Source organism: Bradyrhizobium ingae (assembly GCF_055791185.1).
In genome coordinates this window covers 215,851-239,813 of the sequence record NZ_JBVUBB010000003.1, presented here as the reverse complement: position 1 = coordinate 239,813, position 23,963 = coordinate 215,851, and the positions used below count along the sequence as shown (strand labels likewise).

At 65.1% G+C, this 23,963-nt stretch carries 23 protein-coding genes and 1 riboswitch; of the genes, 10 read left to right on the top strand and 13 right to left on the bottom strand.

Annotated features, from left to right (window positions below):
* The first annotated feature begins 202 nt into the window (after positions 1-202).
* The 6 genes from ACV1FX_RS06125 (at position 203) to ACV1FX_RS06100 (ending at position 7,094) form a co-directional block, all read left to right on the top strand.
* Entirely contained in the window at positions 203-1,000 is a 798-nt protein-coding gene (locus tag ACV1FX_RS06125) for an IclR family transcriptional regulator (protein ID WP_473116658.1), read from the top strand.
* Between the two features lie 221 nt (positions 1,001-1,221).
* Positions 1,222-2,658: a sodium:solute symporter family protein gene (locus ACV1FX_RS06120; protein WP_473116657.1), complete on the top strand. Its 1,437-nt coding sequence runs from the start codon at positions 1,222-1,224 to the stop codon at positions 2,656-2,658.
* Positions 2,655-3,845, top strand: coding sequence for a sialidase family protein (locus ACV1FX_RS06115; RefSeq protein WP_473116656.1), 1,191 nt, complete (start codon positions 2,655-2,657; stop codon positions 3,843-3,845). Before ACV1FX_RS06120 ends, ACV1FX_RS06115 begins: the two co-directional genes overlap by 4 nt.
* A 1-nt stretch (position 3,846) precedes the next feature.
* Positions 3,847-4,530 (top strand): SDR family NAD(P)-dependent oxidoreductase, encoded by a 684-nt coding sequence (locus tag ACV1FX_RS06110; protein WP_473116655.1) that lies wholly within the window; start codon positions 3,847-3,849, stop codon positions 4,528-4,530.
* Positions 4,531-4,611: 81 nt separating this feature from the next.
* Positions 4,612-6,564: an alpha/beta hydrolase domain-containing protein gene (locus ACV1FX_RS06105; RefSeq protein ID WP_473116654.1), complete on the top strand. Its 1,953-nt coding sequence runs from the start codon at positions 4,612-4,614 to the stop codon at positions 6,562-6,564.
* 155 nt (positions 6,565-6,719) lie between these two features.
* The gene (locus ACV1FX_RS06100; protein ID WP_473116653.1) at positions 6,720-7,094 is read left to right on the top strand and encodes a response regulator transcription factor; all 375 of its coding nucleotides are present in this window, start codon (positions 6,720-6,722) and stop codon (positions 7,092-7,094) included.
* A 16-nt stretch (positions 7,095-7,110) separates the two neighbouring features.
* Here the strand turns inward: ACV1FX_RS06100 and ACV1FX_RS06095 are convergent, their stop codons facing one another.
* Both ACV1FX_RS06095 and ACV1FX_RS06090 read right to left on the bottom strand, forming a co-directional pair.
* Positions 7,111-7,773: a response regulator transcription factor gene (locus ACV1FX_RS06095; protein WP_473116652.1), complete on the bottom strand. Its 663-nt coding sequence runs from the start codon at positions 7,771-7,773 to the stop codon at positions 7,111-7,113.
* A 391-nt stretch (positions 7,774-8,164) separates the two neighbouring features.
* Positions 8,165-9,049: a LysR family transcriptional regulator gene (locus ACV1FX_RS06090; RefSeq protein ID WP_473116651.1), complete on the bottom strand. Its 885-nt coding sequence runs from the start codon at positions 9,047-9,049 to the stop codon at positions 8,165-8,167.
* 132 nt (positions 9,050-9,181) lie between these two features.
* Here ACV1FX_RS06090 and ACV1FX_RS06085 point away from each other — a divergent pair, with 132 nt between their 5' ends.
* Both ACV1FX_RS06085 and ACV1FX_RS06080 read left to right on the top strand, forming a co-directional pair.
* Positions 9,182-10,120 (top strand): ring-cleaving dioxygenase, encoded by a 939-nt coding sequence (locus tag ACV1FX_RS06085; protein WP_473116650.1) that lies wholly within the window; start codon positions 9,182-9,184, stop codon positions 10,118-10,120.
* Positions 10,120-10,773: an alpha/beta hydrolase gene (locus ACV1FX_RS06080; protein WP_473116649.1), complete on the top strand. Its 654-nt coding sequence runs from the start codon at positions 10,120-10,122 to the stop codon at positions 10,771-10,773. The genes ACV1FX_RS06085 and ACV1FX_RS06080 overlap by 1 nt, the downstream gene beginning before the upstream one ends.
* Before the next feature lie 6 nt (positions 10,774-10,779).
* On the opposite strand, the gene ACV1FX_RS06075 is transcribed toward ACV1FX_RS06080, so the two are convergent.
* Positions 10,780-12,228, bottom strand: coding sequence for a PepSY domain-containing protein (locus ACV1FX_RS06075; RefSeq protein WP_473116648.1), 1,449 nt, complete (start codon positions 12,226-12,228; stop codon positions 10,780-10,782).
* A 12-nt stretch (positions 12,229-12,240) separates the two neighbouring features.
* Positions 12,241-14,601 (bottom strand): TonB-dependent receptor, encoded by a 2,361-nt coding sequence (locus tag ACV1FX_RS06070; protein WP_473116647.1) that lies wholly within the window; start codon positions 14,599-14,601, stop codon positions 12,241-12,243.
* 117 nt (positions 14,602-14,718) lie between these two features.
* Positions 14,719-14,918, bottom strand: a riboswitch (cobalamin riboswitch).
* An 88-nt stretch (positions 14,919-15,006) separates the two neighbouring features.
* Between ACV1FX_RS06070 and ACV1FX_RS06065 the strand changes: the two genes are divergently transcribed.
* Positions 15,007-15,579, top strand: coding sequence for a histidine phosphatase family protein (locus ACV1FX_RS06065; protein WP_473116646.1), 573 nt, complete (start codon positions 15,007-15,009; stop codon positions 15,577-15,579).
* A gap of 3 nt (positions 15,580-15,582) precedes the next feature.
* On the opposite strand, the gene cobT is transcribed toward ACV1FX_RS06065, so the two are convergent.
* From cobT to cbiE, 7 genes are read right to left on the bottom strand one after another with little or no spacing between them, the layout of a single operon-like run.
* Positions 15,583-16,638, bottom strand: a complete 1,056-nt coding sequence (gene cobT / locus ACV1FX_RS06060; RefSeq protein ID WP_473116645.1) for a nicotinate-nucleotide--dimethylbenzimidazole phosphoribosyltransferase — start codon at positions 16,636-16,638, stop codon at positions 15,583-15,585.
* Between the two features lie 35 nt (positions 16,639-16,673).
* Positions 16,674-17,420, bottom strand: a complete 747-nt coding sequence (gene cobF / locus ACV1FX_RS06055; RefSeq protein WP_473116644.1) for a precorrin-6A synthase (deacetylating) — start codon at positions 17,418-17,420, stop codon at positions 16,674-16,676.
* Positions 17,414-18,148: a uroporphyrinogen-III C-methyltransferase gene (gene cobA, locus ACV1FX_RS06050; protein WP_473116643.1), complete on the bottom strand. Its 735-nt coding sequence runs from the start codon at positions 18,146-18,148 to the stop codon at positions 17,414-17,416. The genes cobF and cobA overlap by 7 nt, the downstream gene beginning before the upstream one ends.
* Positions 18,145-19,455 carry a cobyrinate a,c-diamide synthase gene (locus ACV1FX_RS06045; RefSeq protein ID WP_473116642.1) on the bottom strand — a complete coding sequence of 437 codons (1,311 nt, stop codon included), beginning with the start codon at positions 19,453-19,455 and terminating at the stop codon, positions 18,145-18,147. Before ACV1FX_RS06045 ends, cobA begins: the two co-directional genes overlap by 4 nt.
* Positions 19,455-20,237 carry a precorrin-4 C(11)-methyltransferase gene (gene cobM, locus ACV1FX_RS06040; RefSeq protein ID WP_473116641.1) on the bottom strand — a complete coding sequence of 261 codons (783 nt, stop codon included), beginning with the start codon at positions 20,235-20,237 and terminating at the stop codon, positions 19,455-19,457. Before cobM ends, ACV1FX_RS06045 begins: the two co-directional genes overlap by 1 nt.
* A complete protein-coding gene (locus ACV1FX_RS06035; RefSeq protein WP_473116640.1) occupies positions 20,234-20,602 on the bottom strand; it encodes a cobalamin biosynthesis protein in 369 nt (122 codons plus the stop codon). The genes cobM and ACV1FX_RS06035 overlap by 4 nt, the downstream gene beginning before the upstream one ends.
* Positions 20,599-21,780 (bottom strand): precorrin-6y C5,15-methyltransferase (decarboxylating) subunit CbiE, encoded by a 1,182-nt coding sequence (gene cbiE / locus ACV1FX_RS06030; protein ID WP_473116639.1) that lies wholly within the window; start codon positions 21,778-21,780, stop codon positions 20,599-20,601. The genes ACV1FX_RS06035 and cbiE overlap by 4 nt, the downstream gene beginning before the upstream one ends.
* Between cbiE and ACV1FX_RS06025 the strand changes: the two genes are divergently transcribed.
* Positions 21,779-22,525 carry a cobalt-precorrin-6A reductase gene (locus ACV1FX_RS06025; protein WP_473116638.1) on the top strand — a complete coding sequence of 249 codons (747 nt, stop codon included), beginning with the start codon at positions 21,779-21,781 and terminating at the stop codon, positions 22,523-22,525. The two genes, cbiE and ACV1FX_RS06025, sit on opposite strands and share 2 nt — an antisense overlap.
* On the opposite strand, the gene cobJ is transcribed toward ACV1FX_RS06025, so the two are convergent.
* Complete coding sequence (gene cobJ / locus ACV1FX_RS06020; protein WP_473116637.1) at positions 22,501-23,235, bottom strand: precorrin-3B C(17)-methyltransferase; 735 nt, start codon at positions 23,233-23,235, stop codon at positions 22,501-22,503. The genes ACV1FX_RS06025 and cobJ overlap by 25 nt on opposite strands.
* Positions 23,232-23,963 (bottom strand): precorrin-2 C(20)-methyltransferase, encoded by a 732-nt coding sequence (locus tag ACV1FX_RS06015; protein ID WP_473116636.1) that lies wholly within the window; start codon positions 23,961-23,963, stop codon positions 23,232-23,234. The genes cobJ and ACV1FX_RS06015 overlap by 4 nt, the downstream gene beginning before the upstream one ends.

The window sequence follows — 23,963 nt, the reverse complement described above, 5'->3', positions numbered from 1 at the left end:
CCGATCGACTGATCGGAATCCGAACAATTGTTGTCAAACCTTGGGGAGGTGATTAGACTTCGCAGCCGCGGCCGTCAAGCGAGCAGTGCATGCCTTTCCATTCGGAATGGCTTCCCTGCTCGCCGGACCGGCCGAAGTAGAGCGCGGATTCGCGGGGAGTTCCAACTCTTTCCGCCGGACGTCAGACGAGGGGAAGCGAACATTGGCCAAGACCACATCACCAGCCGACAATCCCAAGAATTTCGTGAACTCGGTGGCCAAGGCCTTCGCAGTGCTGAAGAGTTTTTCGGCCGAAGAGTTCGAACTGACGATCACCGAGATTGCCGAGCGCGCCGAGATGGACCGTGGCACGGCGTTCCGCCTGGTGCAGACGCTGGTCAAGCTCGGCTACCTCCATGCCAATGAGGCGACGCGTCATTATCGTCTCAGCCTGAAATGCCTCGATCTCGGCTACACCGCGCTCTCCGCCGGGAATTTGCGTGGCCAGGCCGAACCGCTGCTGCGCGAGCTGGTCCCGGCGCTGGGTGACGCCGCCTCGCTCGGCGTTCTCGATGGCAGCGACGTCGTCTACCTCGCGCGCGTTAGCGCGGGCCTCGACCGCCACAAGATCGATCGCAGGCCGGGCAGCCGCATCAAGGCCTATGCCGCCGCGCTCGGCCACGTCATGCTTGCGGGCCTGCCGAAGAACGAGCAGATCGCGCGGCTTGAGGCCACCGAGCGGATCAAATTGTCGGAGCGCACACTGACAGACCTGAAGGCGTTGCTCACTCGGCTCGATCAGGTGCGCAAGCAGGGCTATGCCGTCTCGGACGGCGAAAACGCCTATGGCCTGCGCACCCTCGCCGCACCCGTATTCGGCCCCGACAAATCCATCGTGGCCGGTATCAGTCTTACTGTCGACGCGAGCCGCATCGACATCAAGACGTTCGAGAAATCGGCGCTGCCGGAAGTGCTGCGGGTCGCCAAGCTCTTGACCAACGCGGTCCAGATGAGCGGCTGATCCTCCTTTCAATCGGGAACCAACTGAGCCCGCTGCCGCAATGATTGCGCGGCGGCGTGCGCCCACCACCGCATCAACGCGTGCGCTTGACGGAAGGTGTCCGGGCAGGTCTAATAGCGACCAACAACATTTGTTCGCATTCCGATCAAACAGGATCGGACGAAACCGGACACAGCGGGCTCCACAACACCGCGTCCGCGTCACCAGAGGAAACACCACTGATGCAAGCCATCCTCAATGGAGAGAGCACGCTCATCGTCGCGATGATCGCCGCCTACATCGCCTTCACGTCGTGGCTCACGATCAAACTGCGCAGCAGGACGAGCGATCAGTTCATGACCGGCGCGCGCGCCATGCCCGCCGTCGTCGTCGGCGTGCTGATGATGTCCGAATTCGTCGGCGCCAAGTCGACCGTCGGTACGGCGCAGGAAGCGTTCCAGTCGGGGATGGCCGCCGGATGGGCCGTGCTCGGGGCCTCGATCGGCTTCCTTCTGTTCGGGTTCTTGATGGTGAAGAAGCTCTACAATTCCGGCGAATACACGATCTCGGCCGCGATCGCGCAGAAATATGGCAAGTCGACCATGCTCACCGTGTCGGTGATCATGATCTATGCGCTGCTGCTCGTGAACGTCGGCAACTATATCAGCGGCGCAGCGGCCATCGCCACCTCACTGCATATCAGCCTGCCCGTTGCGATGTGCATCATAGCCGTGGTCTCTACGTTCTATTACGTGTTCGGCGGCTTGAAGGGCGTGGCATGGGTCACGATCCTGCACAGTGCGATCAAGGTCGTCGGCATCCTCATCATCTTCGCGGTCGCAATGTCCTTGACCGGCGGGATCGCGCCGATCCAGGCGAAACTGCCGGCCTATTACTTCAGCTGGGACGGCAAGATCGGCTTCACGACCATCTTCGCCTGGACCTTCGGCACGGTCGGCGCGATCTTCTCGACACAGTTCATCGTGCAGGCGATCTCCTCGACGCCGAGCGCTGACGACGCCCGCAAGGCAACCTTCTACGCGGCGGCGTTCTGTCTCCCGCTCGGCTTTCTCCTTGCCCTGATCGGCGTCGCGGCAAAATTCCTCTACCCCGACATGAACAGCCTCTACGCCCTGCCGGTGTTCCTGGAGAAGATGCCGCCGCTGGCCTCCGCTTTCGTGACGACCTCGCTGGTCGCCTCGATCTTCGTCAGCGTCTGCACCGTCGCGCTCGCGATCGCCTCGCTCGTGGTGCGTGACTTCTATGTTCCCTACTGGCAGCCGACGCCGGAGCGCGAGTTGAAGATGACCCGCGTATTCTCCATCGTGATCGGCATCTTGCCGCTGGTGTTCGTGTTCTTCGTTCCCGAGATCCTCAAGCTGTCGTTCTTCACCCGCGCGCTCAGGCTGTCGATCACGATCGTCGCCATGATGGGCTTCTATCTGCCGCTGTTTGCCAGCAACCGCGGCGCGACCGCGGGCCTGATCGGCGCAGCAATCTCGACGACGGTCTGGTATCTGCTCGGAAATCCCTTCGGCATCGACAACATGTACATTGCAGCGGCGACACCGCTCGTCGTGATGGCGGTCGAGCGTCTCGTCCTCGGCCCCGCGCCCACTGCGCGCGCCGTCCCGACGGCCGCACAAGGCAACGCTCTCGCAGAAAGGACTTCAACATGATCGCCGACACCGAGATCGCAGCGGACGGTATCGTGCGCCGGGCAGCCGGCGATCCTGATAGGTACGACGCCTTCATTCCATCGCCCTGTGTGCAGAACCACGCGGCAAATCTGATGCCGCTTGCGAACGGCGACCTCGGCTGCGTCTGGTTCGGCGGCACGCAGGAAGGCATGTCCGACATCTCGGTCTATTTCTCGCGCCTTGCCAATGGCGCGACGCAGTGGTCGGCGGCCGAGAAGCTGTCTGACGATTCCAGGCGTTCCGAGCAGAATCCGGTGCTGTTCCCTGCCCCTGATGGCACGCTGTGGCTGATGTGGACGGCGCAGCTGGCCGGAAACCAGGACACTGCCTTCGTTCGCAGGCGACTGTCGCGCGACCATGGCCGGACCTGGGGCCCGATCGAAACGTTGTTTGCCGAGCAGCGCGGCCGCGGCACCTTCATCCGCCAGCCGATCGTGGTGCTCGACAACGGCGACTGGCTCCTGCCGGTCTTCTATTGTCACAGCACGCCGGGACGGAAATGGAACGGCGACGAGGACACCAGCGCTGTGAAGATTTCCTCGGACGCCGGCGCGACCTGGCGGGAGGTGGACGTTCCGGGAAGCCGCGGCTGCGTGCACATGTGCATCGAACGCCTTGACGATGGCTCGCTGCTCGCACTGTTCCGCAGCCGCTGGGCCGACAATATCTATCAGAGCCGATCCAGCGATCACGGCAGCACCTGGTCGGCGCCGGTCGCGACCATCCTCCCGAACAACAAATCCTCGATACAGTTCACGCGGCTTGCCGACGGACATCTCGCGCTCGTCTTCAATGACTCCAGTGCGAACGCCGCCACCGAGCGCCGTCTATCGCTCTACGACGAGATCGAGGACGAATTGCCGCCGGTGATCGCCGGTGACGCCAAGACGGACGGACGCACCGCATTCTGGGGCGCGCCGAGGGCACCGATGACGCTCGCCGTATCGAGCGACGGCGGACGGAGCTGGACCAAACGCGACGTCGAGACCGGCGACGGCTATTGCATGACCAACAATTCGCGCGACCAGACCAACCGCGAACTGTCATATCCCTCGATCAAGCAGACCGCCGACGGCGCGCTTCACATGGCCTTCACCTACCATCGGCGAGCGATCAAGCACGTTCGCGTGACCGAGCCATGGGCGACGCGCGCGGCCGGGGACTAGAATGGTGGGCGAGAAGCCTCACGCGCTCGTGACGGGTGCAAGCTCCGGGATTGGAGCTGCGATCGTCGAGCGTCTCCTCCGCGATGGCTGGCGCGTCACCGGCGTCAGTCGCCGGCCCGCGCCAATCGACCACCCGGCGTTCGATCATCTGTCGCTGGATTTTGGCAATGTCGACGCCATTGCATCTGCTGTGGCCGGCATTGCCCCGACGGCGCTCGTTCACGCCGCGGGCGTCCTCAAGGTCGGCCAACTCGGCTCACTCAATCATGACGCCGCCGCCGCGATGTGGCGGCTGCACGTCGATGTCGCCGAGCGCCTCGCCAATGCGCTGGCGCCGCGCCTGCCCGAGGGTGGACGTATCGTGTTCATCGGCAGCCGGACCGCATCCGGCGCATCCGGCCGGGGGCAATATGCTGCGACGAAAGCGGCGCTGGTCGCGCTCGCACGTTCATGGGCAGCCGAGCTCGCGCCTCGCGGCATCACGGTGAACGTCGTTGCGCCCGCCGCAACCGAAACGCCCATGCTGAAGGATCCGACGCACGCCGATGTGGCACCCAAGCTGCCGCCGATCGGCCGTTTCATTCGCCCCGAGGAAGTCGCGGCCAGCGTGGCGTTCCTGCTCTCGGCGGAAGCCGGTGCGATCACCGGGCAGCAACTCGTCATCTGCGGCGGCAGCTCGCTCTGAACGCAACGCTCGTGCGCGGCTTGCCAGATCGCGCCTGCCGCGCTCTACTCATCATGTCCTGACTCTGGGAGGAGACACGACATGGTACGGCACGCTGCTCTTTTGAGCGGACTGATCGCGCTCGCCTTCTCTGCGCCGGCCCACGCAGAGGTCACGCGCTTCAACATCCTCGATCGCAGCACTTCTGCGCTGCAAGGCCGCAGCTTTGGCGCCGCCGGTCAGGTCGAGAAGATCACGGCGAGTGCCACCATCGCACTCGATCCGGCCAATCCCCGCAACGCCGTCATCACCGATCTCGATCGCGCGCCGCGCAATGCAGAAGGCAAGGTCGAGGCCACCAGCGATGTCGTCATTCTCCGTCCCGCGCACCCGAACGGCGTTCTGCTGTTCGAAATACCGAACCGTGGGCGCAGGCTGATATCGGCCTGGTTCGACAACAGTTCGATCCAGGGAAGCATCCGCCTCGATCAAGCCGACGACGCCGGCCGCGGCTTCTTGCTGTCGCAGGGCTATACGCTGGTCTGGGCCGGCTGGCAGGCGGATGCGCCCACAGGCGCCGGCATGCTGGGGATCCAGGTTCCGGTAATCGCCGGGATCACCGGGCCGGTCCGCGCGGAGTGGAGTTTTGGCGACACGACAAGCCCGCATCGCGCGACGTTGAGCTATCCCGTTGCGGACAGGTCAAGCGCGCGATTGTCGGTGCATGCCCGCGCCGATGATCCCCGGCAAACTCCCCCGGAGCTCAAGTTCAGCTTCATCGACGACACGACGATCGAGATCACGCGCCCGGCCGACCAGATGCCGGATGCGCTGTACGAGCTGACTTACACGGCACGCGATCCCAAGATGATCGGCATGGGTCTTGCGGCAATCCGCGACGTCACCGCCTTCCTGCGGCGCGAGCGCGGCCCGGCCAATCCGCTCGCGGCCGATGGCCAGAGCGGCATCTCGCGAGCGATCGGGCTCGGCATCTCGCAGTCCGGCCGCGTGCTTCGCGACGTGCTTTATTTTGGGATGAACGAGGACGAAGCCGGACGTCTCGTGTTCGAGGCCATGATGCCGATCATCCCGGGCGCCCGGCGCAGCTTCACCAATGACCGTTTTGCCGAGCCGGGGCGTAATCCCGGGCCTGAGTTCGATCGGCTCTATCCCGTGCTGCGTTTTCCCTTCACCTATGCCGTGACCGAGGATGCGTTCACCGGCCGGCGCGACGGGCTGTTGCTCCGCTGCAGTCTCACCAACACCTGTCCGCGCATCATGCAGATCGACTCCGAGTTCGAGTTCTGGGGGTCCGAAGCGAGCTTGCTCGTCACCGACACGCGCGGACACAATCTGGAGCCGCCGCCCGAGGTGCGGCTCTACATGGTCGCCGGCAGCCCGCACGGCAACGTCGCGAGCGCCGTCGTCACCCACAGGCCGACCTGCGCGCTGCCGCTCAATCCCGTCTATGGCGGTCCGGCCTTCCGCGCGCTGCTGACCGATCTGCGCGCATGGATCACGGAAGGCATTCCACCGCCCGCAAGCCGCTATCCGACACTCGCACAGAATACGCTCGTAGCAGCCGGCGATGTCTATCCGGTGCCTATCCCCGGCCTTGGCTATCGTGCCCAATACGCGCGCGCGGAGGCGATCGAACAGGCAGCTCCGTTGCCGAAGGTACGTGGGGAATACCCGCTCTATCTGCCGCGCGCCGCTGCTGATGGCAACGCGCTGGCCGGCGTCCGGCTGCCGCTGCTTGCTGCGGCCCGCGCGACCTACACGGGATGGAATGCGATTGCCGGAGCGGATGGCGCGCAGACGCTGTGTACGCAGATGGGTAGTACGCTCGCCTTTGCCGGCACGCGCGCAGAGCGCGTTGCCGCCGGCGATCCCCGCCCCTCCATCGAGGAGCTCTATCCCACGCCCGATGCCTATGTGGCCGCGGTCAAGGCAGCGACTGCGCGCATGGTCGACGACCGCCTGCTCCTTCCCGAGGATGCGGCCGATGCCGTCGCCGCAGCACAAGCCGGCACGCTGGCACGGCTCGCACCTTAGCGCTTCCTGCGCGAGTGCTGCGCCAGCAAGCCGGCGGCTGCCGAGTATACATTGGTATACTCGCCGCGGTTGGTCGTTGGACCTAAGCTCGCGTCAACGGTCTTATGCGAGATCATCATTGTCGTCTCGCGATTACCCATTTTCGGGGTGCGATCGTGCAGGTACAGCGTGCAGGACAGCTCGTCGCGATCGTAGACGACGACAACTCGGTCCGTACCGCGGTTGGTGGCTTGCTGCGTTCGATTGGCGTTTCCGCGGAGGTCTTTGCATCCGCAGAGGAATTTCTGCGCTTTGCCGAGATGGACCAGGTTGGGTGTTTGGTCGTCGACGCCAACATGCCGAAGATGAGCGGGCTTGATCTGCACCAGACGCTGCTGCGGCGTGGACATAATATCCCGACGATCCTGATAACCGCCTATCCGAGCGACCATGTGCGGGCTCGCGCCCGGCAAAATGGCGTGCATTGCCTGCTTACCAAGCCATTCAACGAGAACGACCTGCTCGGCGCCATTCGCAACGCCCTGGCGTGATGTGGCCTGCTGTCCCTCAGGCCACCTTACCGCTGCCGTTCGGCTTGCTCGACGCAGGCGAAATCCGGTCGGCCATGCGCGACAGCTCGGGCAGCGATTTCGCATGCATCTTTCGCATCACCTGGCCGCGATGAACCTTGACGGTGATCTCGCTGAGGCCGAGCTCCGCCGCGATCTGCTTGTTCAGCCGCCCACTCACCACTAGCGCCATGACTTCGCGCTCCCGCGGCGTCAACGTTTCGAAACGGGCCTTCAGCTCGGCGGCGATCTTCTCCTGCTCGAGCCATGCCCGGTCGCGGGCATGGCCAAGCTGAATCGCATCCAGCAGGTCCTGCTCGCGAAATGGCTTCGTCAGGAATTCGATTGCGCCGCCCTTCATCGCCTGAACGGACATCGGGATATCGGCGTGGCCGGTGATGAAGATGATCGGCAACTGCCGCTTGCCGGCACCGAGCTCGCGCTGCAATTCGAGTCCGCTCTGCCCCGGGAGACGGACATCGAGCACCAGGCAGGTCGGTCCTTCCGGCGCCCCCACATCCAGAAACTCGCTGACCGAGCCCATCAGACTAACGCGAAATCCGGCCGACCGCAGCAAATTCCCAAGCGATTGCCTTATGCTCGGATCGTCGTCGATCACGACCACTGTCGCGGGTTGATCCTTGTCCTTGGGCTCCGCCACAAGCGCACCTTGACACGTGCTTCGACCGAGGAGTGTAGCGGCCACTCCAAGACGAGGGAAGCGGCCGATCAGCCCGCACGGCACTCCATCCCCGACCTCCCGGTCGATCAGACTGAACCATTCAGTGCTTTCGACTATGCCATCGTATAGCTGGCGAAGCGAAATAGATTCAGTAAGTTAGCAGCATGAACAGCGAAACTACATCACTCGTCTTCCCGGCGCTCGGCGTTGCCCTGCTGATGGCCGCGATCGTCCTGCTCGCCGGCGTGTAGCCGGCCGCAACGAACGCAGCTTCTGGCGGCGACAAGCGCGGACAACGTCAGCGCGCGTCAAGCAAACGTTAGCACGCGGCCGCCGCTCTGCTGCGTTGCACCGAAAGCCGTCCGGCGCATCAGCCCTCGAACCGCTCCACCAGAAAATCGATGAACAGACGCACCTTGAGTGCGAGATGGCGTGTCGGCGGATAGAGCGCGTAGAGTGCCAGCGGCGGGGCATGATAGTCATCCAGACAGGTCCGCAGCCGTCCCGTCTGCAATGCGTCCTCGCCGATAAAGACTGGAAGCAAGGCGATGCCCCGCCCGGCCACCGCGGCATCGCGCAGCACTTCAGCATTGTTGACGCATAGCGTCCAGGACGGCTGGATCCAGTGATCACCGTCCTTGCCTGACAGCTTCCACTGGTTGCCGGTGGAGAGGAATCCGTAGGTGAGGCAGTTGTGGTCGCGCAGATCGTTGGGATGTGAAGGCACGCCGTGCCTTTGGAAGTAATCGGGTGAAGCACAGATCACGCGGGCGATCAGTACGATCTTGCGTGCGATCAGGCTCGACGACTCCAGGTCGGCAATCCGCAACGTGACGTCGAGACCATCCTGGAGCGGATCAACATTCTCGTCGCTCAGCACGAGCTGGATGCGAAGCTCGGGATAGCGCTGCATGAAGTCGGCGATGGCCGGCCCGAGCCGAAGCGTACCGAACGACATCGGCGCATTGACCCGCAGTAATCCCCGCGGTGCCGCCTGCGACTGGGTGACGGCCTGGTCCGCGGCCTCGAGCTCGCCGATGATGCCAAGGACGCGCTCGAAATAGGCCTGGCCGTTTTCGGTCGGGCTGACGCGGCGCGTGGTGCGGTTCAAGAGCTGCACGCCAAGCTCGTCCTCGAGCTCGCCGACATATTTGCTCACCGCGGAGCGCGACAATCGCAGCGCGCGACCCGCTTCAGAAAAGCTGCCGAGCTCGACCACCTTCGCGAAGGCTCGCAGGCTTGCCAGCTTGTCCATTTCCGCCCACCGACCAATTGTCTCCAATTCATAGACAGTGATGCCATGAAAGGCCAGATTGTCTTTGAAACAGCGCAGAACAATATTTCCGTCATGACGAGCCTACGGGCCCACACGAAATGGAGACAAGCTATGGCCGGCCTTCACCACGTCACCGCGATTTCCGGTAACCCACGGAGGAACTTGAAGTTCTATCGAGACCTTCTGGGCCTCCGGCTGGTCAAGAAGACCGTGAATTTCGATGATCCCGGTACCTATCATTTCTATTACGGCGACGAGAGCGGCACGCCCGGCACCATCCTCACCTTCTTCCCATGGGAGCACGCCGCACCAGGCCGCGGTGGCGTCGGGCAAACCCAGCAGACCGCCTTTCGCGTGCCCGCACGCTCGATCGGCTACTGGACCCACCGCTTCATCGAGAGGGGCGTCGCGCACGAGGCACTGGAGAAGCGCTTTGGCGAGAGCGTGCTGTCCTTCACCGACCCTGACGGCATGAGCCTCGCTTTGGTCCGCGTGCCCGGCACCGAGAACGAGCGCGCCTGGAGTCAGGGCGATATCCCGGCCGAGCACGCGATCCGCGGCTTTCACGGCGTGACGCTGTTGCTGGATGACGCCGCAAAGACGGGCGCCATCCTGACCAATGTGCTCGGCTTCGAGGCCGCCGGTCGCGAGGGTTCGATCAGCCGCTATCGTTCACCGAATGCAGTCGGTGGCGTCGTCGACATCTACGAGGCCAAGGGCTTTCTGCCCGGCCGCATGGGTCGCGGCTCGGTGCATCATATTGCGTTCCGCGCCGCCGACGACGCCGCGCAAGAGCAGATGGCACGCAAGCTCGTGAACGAGCACGGCATGCACCCGACCGAGCAGAAGGACCGCAACTACTTCCGCTCGATCTACTTCCGCGAGCCCGGCGGCATCCTGTTCGAGATCGCGACGGACATCCCCGGCTTCGCCGTGGACGAGCCGGTCGCAACGCTGGGCGAGGCCCTGAAGCTACCGGCCTTCCTGGAGCCACACCGCAAGGACATCGAAGGCGTGCTGGCCCCGCTGGACGATGAGAAGGCGGCGTGATGAGCAAGCTCTCTTTCATGCACCGCTTCGAGAGAGGCACGCGGCGCGATCTCGCGCCGCTGCTGCTCCTGCACGGCACCGGCGGCGACGAGAACGACCTAATCCCGCTCGGCCGCATGGTCGCCCCCGATCGCGCGCTGCTCTCGGTACGGGGGAAAGTGCTCGAAGGCGGCGCTCCGCGCTTCTTCCGGCGTCTTGCCGAGGGCGTGTTCGACGAGACCGACGTCGTGCGCCGCGCGCATGAGCTTGCCGACTTCGTCGATGCCGCGCGCAACGAGTACGGCATCGCGGCCCCGGTGGCGCTCGGCTATTCCAACGGCGCCAACATCGCCGCCGCCATGCTGCTGCTTCGGCCGCAAGCCCTGGGCGGTGCCGTGCTACTGCGCGCGATGGCACCATTGGCAAAGCCGCCGCAGGCCGACCTGGCGGCCAGGTCGGTGTTGCTACTCTCCGGTCAGCACGATCCGATCGTTCCGCCCGGTAATGTGAACGGCCTTGCCAGGACGCTCGCCACATCAGGCGCGCGCGTCGAGGAGCGCGTCTTGCCGGTCGGACATCAGCTCTCCCAGCTCGACGTCAATCTGGCGCGCGACTGGCTGTCGGACGAAGCATTGTCAGGCAGACCACGACATAATCAGGCCGCGGACGCCTGAGGCGCGTTACTGCCGCGACATGTTGGCGCCGATTGTGTAACGCAATCGGCGCCAACCGATGACAATGCCGGTAAGCGAGAACAGGAATCCGAGGGCACACAATCCGACGATCAGCGCGCTGCGCAGTTGCGGATGCGCCAGCAGGCTCGGAAAGTCCAGCGTGTGCAGCGCACTGTAGAGCCAGCGATAAGCACGTCGCGACGAATCCAGCTTCTGCAGCACCACGCCGTTCGAACCGTCGATATCAAACCAAACGCCGCCGCATCTCGTGCGATAGACGGGCGCACCCGGCAGCGCGGGCGATGCAGGATAATCATCGTTTCCGTCGACCAGCGTTGGAACGTCGCATCCGGCCGCAAGACGCTCGGTCAATCCTGAGATATCGCGAGCATTCAAGAATGGCTGTTGCTCGTCCCACCTCGAGTCCTCTGCCCTGACCAGGATCTGCTCACCGACGCCGACCCGGTCGCGCCGGTAGACTCTGCCGTTAAAGGCGAACCACTCGACCTCGCGAGCCGATGGCGGGATCGGCGGCCAATTCACCGCCGCTAGCGCGGGCCCATCGAGCGCTGCAGCCGCGACATTGGCTTCGGCCTGCGTCAACTGCCCGCGCGAGAACAAGCGTCCGTGATCCATGGACAGCCAGCCGCTGAAGACCCAGGTCAGCACGAAGGTCGTCGCCAATAATCCGATGACGTGATGCAGGACATGCCAGCCGCGATAAGGCGACTGCATTCGGCCGCCGCGAAGCTTAAGCCGCGCGATTCCCAGCACTGCGCCGAGCACAGCCGCGATCAGCGCGAACAGCGCGAGTGTCCAGACCACCCTGTCCCAGAGCGCCCACTTGCTCCTCAAGCCGGTGGGATAGATCCAGTGCACGACGCTGCCGACCAGATTCCACCCACGCTCGCGCCGCGTCGTATCCAGGACGATCTCGCCTGTCACCGACGATACGTAAAGCTCCGTGCCATCGGCATCGGCGAGTGCCACCCGAAATAGCGGCCGATGCCGGTCGAAGCCATTGGGCACGCTCCATTGATCATAATCGGCAACACCGACGACTTGCACGCGGGCAACATCAAGCCCGCGTCGTCGCGCATGATCGGTCGCGATGGCAAGCGCGACGTCCGGCGATGTCACGGTGGCCTCAGTGCCGTCCGTTGCTCGGATGGCACGCGACCGCGATGGCGACACGACGACGTAGACGGGATTGTCGCCCCGCCGGATCAGCCGCACGCGCGTCACGTCGGACAGTTCGCTCGCCACCACGGCGTCCGACGGCCCGATCGCCCTACCGACATTTCCCGACGGCGCGAGACCCTCAAAGCGTTCCGCTTCACTCAGCGAGGGAAACGGAACGAAGTGCATCACGATCCCGCTTGCGAACCACATCGCAAACAGGAGGCAGAACGCAATCCCGAGCCAGCGGTGCAGCAGGATCATTGCGCCCAGCATGCTATCAGTGCCTCACCACTTGAACGCGGCGGAGATCTCGTAGGTGCGCGGTGCGCCCAGCAGGACCTGATCGGGGTAGAACGGATCGCCCCAGACCGCATAGCGCTTGTCAGTGACGTTGCGCACGCGGAACGTCAGACGCGTCTGCTCGACGGCGGAGAACACCGACTTCGGGATGTCGACGAAAGCGTAGACGTCCGCGATCGTGTAGGCGTTCAGCGTCACGGTGTTCGCATCGGTGTTGTAGCGATCGCCGACGTGACGTCCGACGACGCCGAACTCCACCGGCCATGGTGTAAAGAAGCGATAGGACGCGCCGGCATTGGCGACGATGCGCGGCACATTCGGCGGCGTGTTTCCGGAGAACGAGCCACCGGCGAAATCGTAGTCGGCATAGCGCGCATCGACGTAGGCGATATTGCCCCACAGCCGCATGGCATCCGTCACGCGCACGGCACCGGCGAGCTCAACGCCCTTGGACTCCTGCCGCCCGGCGATATTGAGCTGCATGCCGCCGGCGGCCGCGTAGACGTTCTTGCGCAAGATGTCGTAGGCCGAGAACGACCACTCAGCCCTGTTGTCCCAGAACAGATGCTTGACGCCGGTCTCGTAGGTACGCGAGGTCGTCAGGTCGAGCGGCTGGGTGGGCGCGAGCAGGAAGACGTTGTTGGCCGAGACATCGGCGCCGGTCGCGTACTGGCTGAAGAAGGTCAGGCCGGGCACCGCTTCCCAGGTGTAGCCGATGCGGCCCGTCACCGGCGCCCAGTCTTTCGTGAACGGAAAGCCTGCCTTCTCGAGGCCGCTGACGTTGGTCGAATTGCGGTCGAGCCCTATATGCTCGACGCGGAGACCACCGACCAGCGCAAAGCTGCGCGTCAGCTTCAGCCGGTCCTCGAACGACAGCGCCTCGTTGTTGATCCGCGCCGTTTGCTGCTGAATCGTGAGGGGGCCATAATAGCCACGCACGGGATCGACGAGCGTGACGGAATCGTGGGGAAAGTCGGCGTTGGCCGCGCCGGGTCTGACGAAATCAAGATCGCTTGCGGCAAGCGTTGTGACAAGGCGGTTGTCGAAGCCTGCGATATTCGCATCCCAGGTTAGATCGGTAATGTTGCCAAACAACCGCTGGCTATGTGCAACGTAAAAGCGGCCGCGATCGACTTGGTTCGAAACAGAGTTGAAGGCCTCCACCTCGTTGTTGAACCACGAGCGCTCCGCGCCATAGCCATAGGCTTGGCTCTTCAAGGTCAGGTCCGGCGCGAGCTTGAGTTCGAAGCCGCCGCGCAGCCACACTTCCTGCGCCACATTGCGATTATCGAGAACGTTGTAGTTGGTGTTGAAGGTACGATCGTCGATCGTGATGGGGCCAAGATTGGTCCCGCTGCTCGAGACATAAGTGCCCGAAACGATCCCCGTCGTCGCGTGCGAACCGCTGAAAGCAATCGGCACCAGCGGCGCACCCCAATAGGCCTTCGAGCGGTCCTCCCGGTACTCGATCGCGCCCCAGATCTTGAGATTGTCCGAGATGCGATAGTTGAGCTGGCTAGAGACGTCGAGCGTCTTGGTATTGGTGTCGTCGGCAAAGCCGTTGAGCGAGGAGCGGCTGACGTCGAACCGGTAGTCCAGGCCCTGCACATTGGTGCTGCCACCGGAGCCGTAATAGGTGCGGAACGAGTTCAGCGAGTCGTAGGCGAAGAACGCCTCGTTCTGCACCGGCCCGGTGTGCGGCTGCTTGGTCACGAAATTGATCGCGCCGCCGCTGGCGCCCTCGCCTGACATCAGCGAGGCAGGCCCTTTCAGAAATTCGATCGCCTCAAGATTGGCCGTGTCCATGACGCGGGAGGTCATGTTCTGTGGGCCGATCTTGATGCCGTTGTAGAGGGTGTTGATCTGGCTGTTGGTGAAGCCGCGCATCGAGAAGGCTGAGGGCTCGGCCGGATTGTCTCCGGCAGTAACGCCGACGGCACCCTGAGCGACGTCCGAAACGGTGCGGTAGCCCTGCTCGCGGATCGTCTCTGCCGAGATCACCTCCACGGTCGCGGGCACCTCGCGCGCGGTCAGTCCCAGGCGTGAAGCGCTTGCGGCCACCGCGTTCGTGTTCAGTGGGGTCTGTGTCACGTTCTGAACGGCCTGCTTTTGCGTGGTCGTGGCGGTCGCCGCTCGGTTCGGCGCCGGTCGCCGGGCGCTCCGCTCATCGCGTCTGTTCGGCTTGGCTGGCTTGCGGTTCTGGTCGATCTGGCGAACCTCGACGGGCGGCAATTGCTCGCGGGCTTGCTGCGCAACGGCTGCGGAAACATCGACGAAGATAAACGGGGTGAGAATGCCGGACGCGCGCAGGAATTTGGGCAAATTGCCGGTACGGGCAGAAGACATGGTTCGGGCCTCGGTATGACGTCAGTGGCACGTCACAGCGAACCAAGTCTCAACCTTCAGCGCATTTCCCGCCTCCGGCTAAGCCAAATGTCTGTACTCCCCGACCGACATCTTCGCGTGTGACCACGGCTGACGGCAGGTCTCCTGGCTCGCGGGTCATGACCTCTTCGCCGCCTTCCCGGGACCGAGAGCCCAGTGGCTTGTGACGAAGGATTCTCCGCTTACAGTTGCGGGGGCAGCTACGGCATTGGGGAAACTCCCCGCACCGCATTCCCTTTTCATCCCCGGATGGGGAAACCGTCACGAGCATCTATGATTAAGAGCAAGAGAGAGTCAATGTGGAAGCTGCGGCGTTCTTGTCGCAGCAGCGCAAATATCCTTTGCAAGTATCGTTGGAGACGTTGAATGGAAGGGGACACCTTCCTCTGGCTCGTAAGACACGCCGTTGTCGATGGCATCGCAGGGACGATCCACGCCATGGACGCGCCGGCCGATCTCAGCGACCGGACGCGACTGGACGCTCTGCGACGGCATCTGCCGGCGGGGGCCGCGAGCTACGCGAGCCCGGCCCGGCGGACCCTCGAAACGGCACGCGCGCTCGGGCTTGAGCCGGTCTGCGTGCCCGCCTTCAGCGAGCAGGATTTTGGCGAATGGAGCGGACGACGTCACGATGAACTCGCTGCCGCGGGCGGCGCGGCCTATGCAAAGTTCTGGGCCGATCCGGCCGGCTCGAAGCCCCCAGGCGGCGAAAGCTTTGAAGACCAAATCGCCAAAACGCGCGAAGGCCTTCACCGTATCGAAGGAGGATCAGCGATCCTCATCGTCCATTCCGGCACCATCCGCTCTGCCCTATGCATCGCGCTCGACCTCGCACCACAAGCGGCCCTGCGTTTTGCGATCGATCCGCTCTCGCTCACCCGCATCGACCGGCTGTCGGATGGCTGGCGCGTCGTCTCGGTCAATCAGACGATCGCTTGAGTCTCACGCCGGGCGGTCCGGAACATTGGCCTGCGCGAACGTCGCCATGCCATTGTGCAGAGCGCAAGCAAGCCGCACCAGCGGCAGCGCGATCGCCGCGCCTGATCCCTCCCCGAGCCGGAGATCGAGGCTGACCAGCGGCTGAACGTTCAGGGCACGAAGCACCAGGCGATGCCCCTGCTCCGCCGACTGATGCGATGGCAGCAGGAACGGCTGACATGACGGATTGAGGCGCGCGGCCGCCAGCGCAGCAACCGACACGATGAAGCCGTCGATCAGCGTTGGGATACGCCGCTGCGCGGCCGCGATGATCGCGCCGCAGATCGCCGCGATTTCAAGGCCGCCGACCGTACGCAGGACCTCCTCCGCGGACGCCGCCTTCGTCAGGCCATGCCGCACGAGCGCAGCATCGATCACGCGCGCCTTGTGTGCGCGACCCGCAGCATCGACACCGGTGCCGCTGCCTGCGATTTCGTCGGCGCTCACACCCAGCAGGCTTGCCGCGATCGCTGCCGAGGCCGTGGTGTTGCCGATTCCCATCTCGCCGAGGATGAGGAGATCGGGCTGCTTCGCCGCCGCACGCGCCACCGCGCGCTGCCCGCATTCGAACGCAAATGCCAGTTCCGCCGGCTCAAGCGCGGCTTCCACGCTGAAATCGCGGGTGCCGCAGCGCGGCTTGTCCGCGACGATCCCCGCGACCTCCGACTGCGCCAGTGAGCCGGCGTCGACGACCTCGAGGCTCGAACCCAGTTCACGCGCCAGCACCGAGATCGCGGCACCGCCCGCGGCGAAATTCGACATCATCGCGATCGTGACTTCCTGCGGATAGGCCGATACGCCCTGGGCAACGATGCCGTGATCGCCGGCAAAGATGATGATCGGCACGCGCGCGGCGCGAGGCTCTTCCGTCTCCTGGAGGCCCGCAAGATCAATCGCGACCTGCTCGAGCCGGCCGAGTGCGCCGGTCGGCTTGGTCAGTTGCGCCTGCCGCGCGATCGCCGCCTCGCGATGCGCGGTCGAGATATCCGGGCATTTCCCGTAGACCCAATTGGGGAGCATGTTGTCCTGCCTCCGTTCACGCGACTGCGGTTGTGTCACGCTCTGCGTTTGAGAATGTAGCTGTCCATGATCCAGCCGTGCCGTTCGCGCGCCTCTTGCCGTGCCGCGGCGATACGCGGGCCGATCTCAGCCAATGCACCCGACATGACGATCTGGTCGGACATGCCGAGATAGGCACCCCACCAGATCTGCAGGCCCTCCGGATCGAGTGACTGAAACGCCGTGCCGCCATCGAGCATCACGACCACGGTGTCGGTACCGTCAGGCCAGCCGCCTTCGCGCAGTCGCCGTCCTGTGGTCACCAGGAACGGCTCGCCGATATCGTTCAGCGGCAGCGCATGCGCCGCGCACAGCGCCTGGATCGAGGTGATGCCGGGGATGACTTCGATCGCGGGCACAGGATCGAGCCGTCGAGCGATCCGCAAAGAGGAGTCATAGAGCGACGGATCGCCCCAGATCAGCAGCGCGACGCGGCCATCGCGTCCGAGATGGGCCGCGATCGCCTGCGACCACGTCGCGGCGACAGCATCGTGCCAATCATCGACGCCCCGGCGGTAATCGGCCTCGGCGTCGCGCACCGGCAAGTCGAACTCCGCGATGCGTGTTTCCTTGTTGGTGAGCACCTCGGCGCAGATCGCCCGCCGCAATTCGGCGAGATCGGATTTCTGCGCTCCCTTGCGCGGGATCAGGACGAGATCAGCCGCGTTGATGGCACGGATCGCGGCGAGCGTAAGCTGCCCGGGATCGCCGCAACCAATACCTATCAAGGAGAGCATCAGCATGACGGATCGACCTCAGCCAGAGCCCCGAACAGGATGACGGCGGCCGAGGTTGCCGCGCCACCTCGCGAGAGCTGTTCGGCAAGTTCGGCAATCGTCGTCCGGACGAGCCGTTCATCGGCCCGGCCGAGCGATTCAGCAAACAGCGCCGGCGTGCCTGGGGCAAGGCCGTGCGCGATCAGCTTCGCGGCCAAATCCGGAAACGTGCGCCGGCCCATATAGACAACGGTCGTCGCATCCGGATCGGCGAGCGCGACCCAATTGAGATTCTCCGGCAACTGCCCGGTCACATCGGCTCCCGTCACGAACTGCACCCGGCGCGCGGTATTCCGCCGGGTCAGGGGGATGCCGGCTCGAGCCGCCGCGACGCAGGCCGAGGTGACGCCCGGCACGATCTCGTAGTCGATCCCGACCGCCCGCAGCGTCTCGATCTCCTCTTCGAGCCGGCCGAAGATGCCGGCATCGCCGGATTTCAGCCGCACCACGCGCGCGCCAGTCAACGCATAATCGACCAGCAGGCGGTTGACGTGCTGCTGCTTGGTCGAGGGCCGGCCGGCGCGTTTTCCGACCGCCACCAGATTGGCGCCGGGCCGGGCCAGCTCGAGGATCGCGCCGGAGGCGAGATCGTCATAGAGCACGACGTCGGCCTCGCGCAGCCGCGCGGCGCCCTTGAGCGTCAAGAGCTCGGGATCGCCGGGACCGGCGGAGATGAAGGAGACGAACCCGCTCACCGGTCCTCCGCAATCAGGTGAAAGAAAGTACCCGTCGCATGCCCGCGCCGCGATCCGGTTTCCGCGACGGTCGCGCCTGTCGCATCTTGCACCCGCGCGAGCGGCATGTCGGGCTGCGCAATGATCGTCGAATAATGGAATTCATGGCCGCGCAGGCGCGCGCCGGGCTGATGCCCCGGCATCGGTGCCGCGAGCTCGGCTAGCCGATAGCCGAGATGCATGCGGCGCTTGGCAAAGCTTGTCTCAAGGCCCAAGAGGCCAAGCATCTCGTGCCGCACGCCGTCGGCATCGGTCAAGGCCGTGCCCATCACCATGTAGCCGCCGCATTCGCCGTGCACCGGCCGCGTCTCGGCGAAGGCGCGCAAGCGCTCGCGGAAGCGCGCGTTCGCCGCGAGCCGGCCCCCATGCAGTTCGGGATAGCCGCCAGGCAGCCAGCACACATCGGCGCGCGCATCGGGCCCCTCATCGGCGAGGGGCGAGAACGGCAGAATCTCCGTACCTGCGGCATGCCAGGCCTCCAGCATGTGCGGATAGACGAAGGAGAACGCGGCGTCTCGCGCCAGCGCAACGCGCTGGCCGGGCGGAGTGACGTTGAGCCCGCTCGTGGCCGGTTGCGCCGACCATGCGGACGCAGCGCGCAGCACGGCGTCGAGATCGACATGCTCGCTGACAAAGCGCGCGGCCTCATCGATGAGTCCGCCGATCTCCGCCTGCTCTTCGGCCTGCACCAAACCGAGATGCCGCTTCGGCAGGCTGATCTCGGCATGGCGCGGCAACGCGCCGAACACGGCAATGCCGGCATCGTTCAACGCACGCCGCACGAGATCCTCATGCCGCGGGCTCGCGACGCGATTGAGCACGACGCCGGCAAGGCGCACACCGGCACGAAAATCGCGCAAGCCCGCGCCGATCGCCGCGGCCGTCTGCGCCTGGCCGGACGGATCGATCACCAGCAGCACCGGCCAGCCCATCATCTCCGCGATGTCGGCGGTGGCGCCCGTGCCCGAGACGCCGCGCACGGCGACGCCGTCGAACAGCCCCATCGAGCCTTCGGCCAACACGAGATCGGCATTCGCACCGCGGCTGGCGAGATGTTCTATCGTCGCGCGGTCCATCGCCCAGCTATCGATGTTGACGGAGGCGCGTCCCGTCGCGGCCGCATGAAAGGCGGGATCGATGTAGTCAGGGCCGCTCTTGAAGCATTGCACAGTGAGTCCGCGATCCCGATAGGCGCGCGCGAGCGCCAGCGTCAGCGTTGTCTTGCCGACGCCGGAAGCCGGTGCCGAGATGACGAGACCTGCAGGCATCACGACGCCTCCGGAAAGCGCGGCGCAGCACCAACCGGCCGGTAACGGCGGTCGTAGTCGGCCGCATAAAGGCGGCTTTCAGAAAACTCCTCCGAGTCCAGCGTGCGGCCGACCAGGATGAGCGCGGTGCGCTCCAGCTCGGCGCCGACGGCCGCATCGAGCGTTGCAAGCGTGGCGCGCACGATGCGCTGGTCCGGCCAGCTTGCGCGCCAGACGATTGCCACCGGACAGTCGGCACCATAATGCGGCGTCAGGTCGGCGACGACCTTGTCGAGCAGATGGATCGAGAGATGGATCGCGAGCACCGAGCCGGTCGCGGCAAAAGCAGCAAGCTTCTCGCCTTCCGGCATCGCACTCGCGCGGCCGGGCGTGCGCGTCAGCACCACCGATTGTGCAAGCCCCGGCAGCGTCAGCTCGGATTCCAGCGCCGCAGCGGCGGCGGAGAAGGACGGCACGCCGGGCGTGACGGTGAAGGGAATGCCGAGCGCACGCAGGCGGCGCAACTGCTCGCCCATCGCCGACCAGATCGACAGGTCGCCCGAATGCAGCCGCGCGACGTCCTTGCCTTCCGCATGTGCCTTGGCGATCTCGGCGATGATCTCGTCGAGCGACAACGGCGCCGTGTTGACGATCCGGGCGCCTTTCGGGCAGTGCGCCAGAACGCCTTCGGGCACGAGCGAGCCCGCATAAAGGCAAACCGGTGAGGCTGCGATCAGGTCGCGCCCACGCAAGGTGAGGAGATCGGCGGCGCCCGGCCCTGCTCCAATGAAATGCACGGTCATTCGCCGTCTCCCTCCGCAATCGCCGCGGTCGCGGTCCGGTCCTGCGAGACCACGCGCGTCGCAATCAGGCGCGCGTCACGTCCCGCTGCCGCGAGCGCGACGGCTTCCGCCACCGATCCGGTGCCGAATTTTTCCTTGATGAAGCCTGACTGCGTCGGCGTCGTAATGCCCACGAGCTTATCGGCGGAAATGGCCTTGATCGGCACGTTGAATTCGCCCGCCAGCAGCTTCAGCGCGGCGCTGTCCGCCTTGTCGCTGACGGTTGCGACAGCCGCGAGACCTTCCACACCGCCGGCGGCGAGAAGCGCCTCGCGCAGCGCGGCAAGCGTGACGTCGCTCCTGAAGCCGAGCCCTGCGACCCTCATCGCACCGCGCTCCATTGCACGACCGGCCGCGCCGCCTCCCAGGAGCGATAGCGCCCCAACGAGCCCGCATGCGCGATATCGACCCGCATCAAGTCGCCGCCATGGCGTTGGTGAAGCTCCACCAGCAATGTTTCCGTCTCCAGCGTCACGGCATGGGCCACCAGCCGCGTACCTGACCCAATGCGAGACCAGATAGCATCGAACATCGCGGCGTCGAGACCACCGCCGATGAACACGGCGTCCGGCGCCGCCAGACCTGCCAGTGCACCGGGCGCAGGTTCGGCGATGACGGTGATCTTGTGTGCAAGTCCGAGTGCCGTGGCATTGCGCCGGATGTTTACAACGCGGTCCTCGCGCGCCTCGATCGCAATCGCCGAACCGCCGCACAACGCCCATTCGACCGAGATCGAGCCGGAGCCCGCGCCGATGTCCCAGAGGCATCCACCGGGTCGAGGCGCCAGCGCGGACAAGGCCAGCGCGCGCATCGGCCGCTTTGTGATCTGGCCGTCATGCGCGAAGAGATCGTCGGCAAGTCCGGAACTGCGCGGAATGCCATTCAGGCCCCTTGTCTCCAGCGCGACCGCGATCAGGCTGTCGCTAGATTCCGCCGCGAAGCTATCGGCACGATGCACTCCGATGTTTTCTCGCGGGCCGCCGAGCGCGGTGAGAGTCCACAGTGCTGAAGCACCCCAGCCCCGTTCCGTCAGCCAGTTCGCGAGATCGCCGGCGGCCTTGCCGTCGCGCACAAGGCAAATAATCCGCGCGCCATTGGCGAGATGCGGTACCAGGCGTTCGAACGGCGCGGCGTGCAATCCGAGACACGCAACACTCTCCAGCCGCCAGCCCAACCTTGCCGCGGCGAGCGAGAACGTCGACGGCGCAGAATGCGCAATCCACTCACCTGCTTCCAGCCTTTCGGCAAGGCTGGCGCCGGCGCCGTGCCAGAACGGATCGCCGGACGCGAGCACCGCGGTGGGCCGGCCGCGGCAGCCCAGCACGACATTCGCATCGAACGGCACTGGCCACGGACGGCCACGATCGGTTATGCCTGCAAGCGCAAGATGGCGCTCGCCGCCGAACACGGTCTCGGCCCTGGCAAGCGCCTTTCGGCTTGCCTCGGAGAGGCCGGCAAGGCCATCTTCGCCGATACCGATGATGGTCAGCCAGGGATCAGCCATGACGCGCGCCCTCATTCTGGGCGGAACGAGTGATGCGAATGTGCTCGCCGCGGAGATCGCGCGCGCAGGCTTCGATGCCGTCTATTCCTATGGCGGCCGTACCCGGGCGCCCGCCGGGCAGCCCCTGCCGATCCGCATCGGTGGCTTTGGCGGCGTGAATGGACTTGCCGATTACATCCGGCAGGAAAGAATTACGCACGTCATTGACGCCACGCATCCCTTTGCGGCGGAGATGAGCCGCAACGCGGTCGCGGCTTGCGCAGAAACGCAAACGCCGCTGATCGCCCTCGAACGCGCACCATGGGCTAAAGTGCCCGGCGATCACTGGATCGAGGTCGCCGACATCGCCGCCGCCGTCGCGGCCCTGCCCAAGACGCCGGCGCGCGTCTTCCTCGCGATCGGCCGGCAGCATATCGCCCCGTTCAGCGAGAAACCGCAGCACACCTACACGCTGAGATTCGTCGATCCGCCCGAAGGCGATCTGCCGTTCGAAGCCGATGTCATCGTATCGCGCGGCCCGTTCACGCTTCAAAGCGAGCTCGAGATGCTGCGATCGCGCAATATCGGCTGGATCGTCGCCCGCAACTCCGGCGGCGATGGCGCGCGCGCCAAGATCGACGCAGGCCGAGCGCTTGGCCTGCCCGTCGTCACGATCGCACGGCCGCAACTGCCCGAACGGCATCGGGTCGAAAGCGTGGCCGAAGTCATGGCGTGGCTCGGTCATCGGGCCTGCCTCGGCGCGTAGACCCAACGGCCGACACGGCGCGTTTGCGAATTGCCGACGATCACGAGCGTGCGCATGTCCGCCATCTCGGGCGTCGCCTCGTTCAGCGTCACCGTCTCGATCCGCTCGTCCGGCGCACTGATCGCGCGGGCAAAGATCACCAACCTCTCGCCGCAGCCCGCGTCCTTCAACACCACCAGCGCACGGCCAAAACTTTCCGGCCGGCTCGCCGAGCGCGGATTATAGAGCGCGATCGCGAAATCGGCCTCCGCCGCAAGACGCAGGCGCTTCTCGATCGCCGCCCAGGGCTTCAGATTGTCGGAGAGATTGATCGCGCAGAAATCATGGCCGAGCGGCGCCCCAGCGCGCGCGGCCGCGGCCAGCATTGCAGTCACACCGGGCAGCACGCGGATCGGAAGCTCTCGCAATTGCGGCGCCTGTTCGAGCGCCTCGAACACCGCGGAGGCCATCGCGAACACGCCGGGATCGCCGGAGGACACGACGACGACCTGCCGTCCTTCCGCTGCAAGCCGCAGTGCCTCGCTGGCGCGCTGAAGCTCCACGCGATTGTCGGACGGGTGCACGGTGAGTCCATCCCGGGGAGCAACGCGCGCGACGTAAGGCGCATACCCTACGACGTCGGTCGCAGCCGCAAGCGCGGCGGAAACCTCCGGCGTCACCAGCGCCTCGTCTCCGGGGCCAAGTCCCGCGATGGTCAGCGTTCCCGTCATTCCCCGGCGTCCATGCGCCGTCCCCGCCCGTGCACCAGCACGATCGCAAAATAAGGACAGTCGGATTCGTCGGTCTCGGCGAGCCGCGTAACGCGCTCGCCCGGCATGGTGCCGCGCTCGACCAGCCAGGCTTCGTCGAGCCTGCCGGCCGAGGCAAGCGCGCGACGCACCTTCTGCAAATTGCGCCCGGTCTTCATGATCACGAGCGCATCGGAGCTGCGCATCCGCCGTTCGAGATCGTCTTCGGCGAGCGTCCCCATCAGCACTGTCGTTACGTCATCGCCAAGCGCGATCGGCTGGCCGATTGCGTTCCAGCAGCCGGCCATGCCGGGAATGCCGGCGATGACCTCGATTTCGACACGGCCCTGCAGGCGCGCGTGCAAATGCATGAAGGAGCCGTAGAAATAGGGGTCGCCCTCGCAGAGCACGACGACGTCGACCGCGCGCGCCAGTCGCGCCAGCCGCTCGGCCCATTCGTCGTAGAAGCCGGCGAGCAGGCGTATGTATTCCGGGCTGTCGAAGGCAATCTCTGTGGTGACCGGATATTCCATCGGATATTCGGTGACATCGGCGGCAAGCATGCCCTCGACGATGCGCCGCGCCTGACCTGGACGACCTTTCTTGCGGAAATAGGCAACGTGCCTGGCCGCACGCACCTCGCGATCAGCGCGCACGCTCATCAGGTCGGGATCGCCAGGCCCAAGGCCGCAGCAGATGATACGTCCCAT

What these genes read in the sequence shown, in the direction of transcription:
- ACV1FX_RS06120 (WP_473116657.1), top strand. Translation starts at nt 1,222, where the DNA reads ATGCAAGCCATCCTCAATGGAGAGAGCACGCTCATCGTCGCGATGATC.
- ACV1FX_RS06115 (WP_473116656.1), top strand. Translation starts at nt 2,655, where the DNA reads ATGATCGCCGACACCGAGATCGCAGCGGACGGTATCGTGCGCCGGGCA.
- ACV1FX_RS06110 (WP_473116655.1), top strand. Translation starts at nt 3,847, where the DNA reads ATGGTGGGCGAGAAGCCTCACGCGCTCGTGACGGGTGCAAGCTCCGGG.
- ACV1FX_RS06105 (WP_473116654.1), top strand. Translation starts at nt 4,612, where the DNA reads ATGGTACGGCACGCTGCTCTTTTGAGCGGACTGATCGCGCTCGCCTTC.
- ACV1FX_RS06090 (WP_473116651.1), bottom strand. Translation starts at nt 9,049, where the DNA reads ATGGACAAGCTGGCAAGCCTGCGAGCCTTCGCGAAGGTGGTCGAGCTC.
- ACV1FX_RS06085 (WP_473116650.1), top strand. Translation starts at nt 9,182, where the DNA reads ATGGCCGGCCTTCACCACGTCACCGCGATTTCCGGTAACCCACGGAGG.
- ACV1FX_RS06080 (WP_473116649.1), top strand. Translation starts at nt 10,120, where the DNA reads ATGAGCAAGCTCTCTTTCATGCACCGCTTCGAGAGAGGCACGCGGCGC.
- ACV1FX_RS06075 (WP_473116648.1), bottom strand. Translation starts at nt 12,228, where the DNA reads ATGCTGGGCGCAATGATCCTGCTGCACCGCTGGCTCGGGATTGCGTTC.
- ACV1FX_RS06070 (WP_473116647.1), bottom strand. Translation starts at nt 14,601, where the DNA reads ATGTCTTCTGCCCGTACCGGCAATTTGCCCAAATTCCTGCGCGCGTCC.
- ACV1FX_RS06065 (WP_473116646.1), top strand. Translation starts at nt 15,007, where the DNA reads ATGGAAGGGGACACCTTCCTCTGGCTCGTAAGACACGCCGTTGTCGAT.
- cobT (WP_473116645.1), bottom strand. Translation starts at nt 16,638, where the DNA reads ATGCTCCCCAATTGGGTCTACGGGAAATGCCCGGATATCTCGACCGCG.
- cobF (WP_473116644.1), bottom strand. Translation starts at nt 17,420, where the DNA reads ATGCTGATGCTCTCCTTGATAGGTATTGGTTGCGGCGATCCCGGGCAG.
- ACV1FX_RS06045 (WP_473116642.1), bottom strand. Translation starts at nt 19,455, where the DNA reads ATGCCTGCAGGTCTCGTCATCTCGGCACCGGCTTCCGGCGTCGGCAAG.
- cobM (WP_473116641.1), bottom strand. Translation starts at nt 20,237, where the DNA reads ATGACCGTGCATTTCATTGGAGCAGGGCCGGGCGCCGCCGATCTCCTC.
- ACV1FX_RS06035 (WP_473116640.1), bottom strand. Translation starts at nt 20,602, where the DNA reads ATGAGGGTCGCAGGGCTCGGCTTCAGGAGCGACGTCACGCTTGCCGCG.
- ACV1FX_RS06025 (WP_473116638.1), top strand. Translation starts at nt 21,779, where the DNA reads ATGACGCGCGCCCTCATTCTGGGCGGAACGAGTGATGCGAATGTGCTC.
- cbiE (WP_473116639.1), bottom strand. Translation starts at nt 21,780, where the DNA reads ATGGCTGATCCCTGGCTGACCATCATCGGTATCGGCGAAGATGGCCTT.
- cobJ (WP_473116637.1), bottom strand. Translation starts at nt 23,235, where the DNA reads ATGACGGGAACGCTGACCATCGCGGGACTTGGCCCCGGAGACGAGGCG.
- ACV1FX_RS06015 (WP_473116636.1), bottom strand. Translation starts at nt 23,963, where the DNA reads ATGGGACGTATCATCTGCTGCGGCCTTGGGCCTGGCGATCCCGACCTG.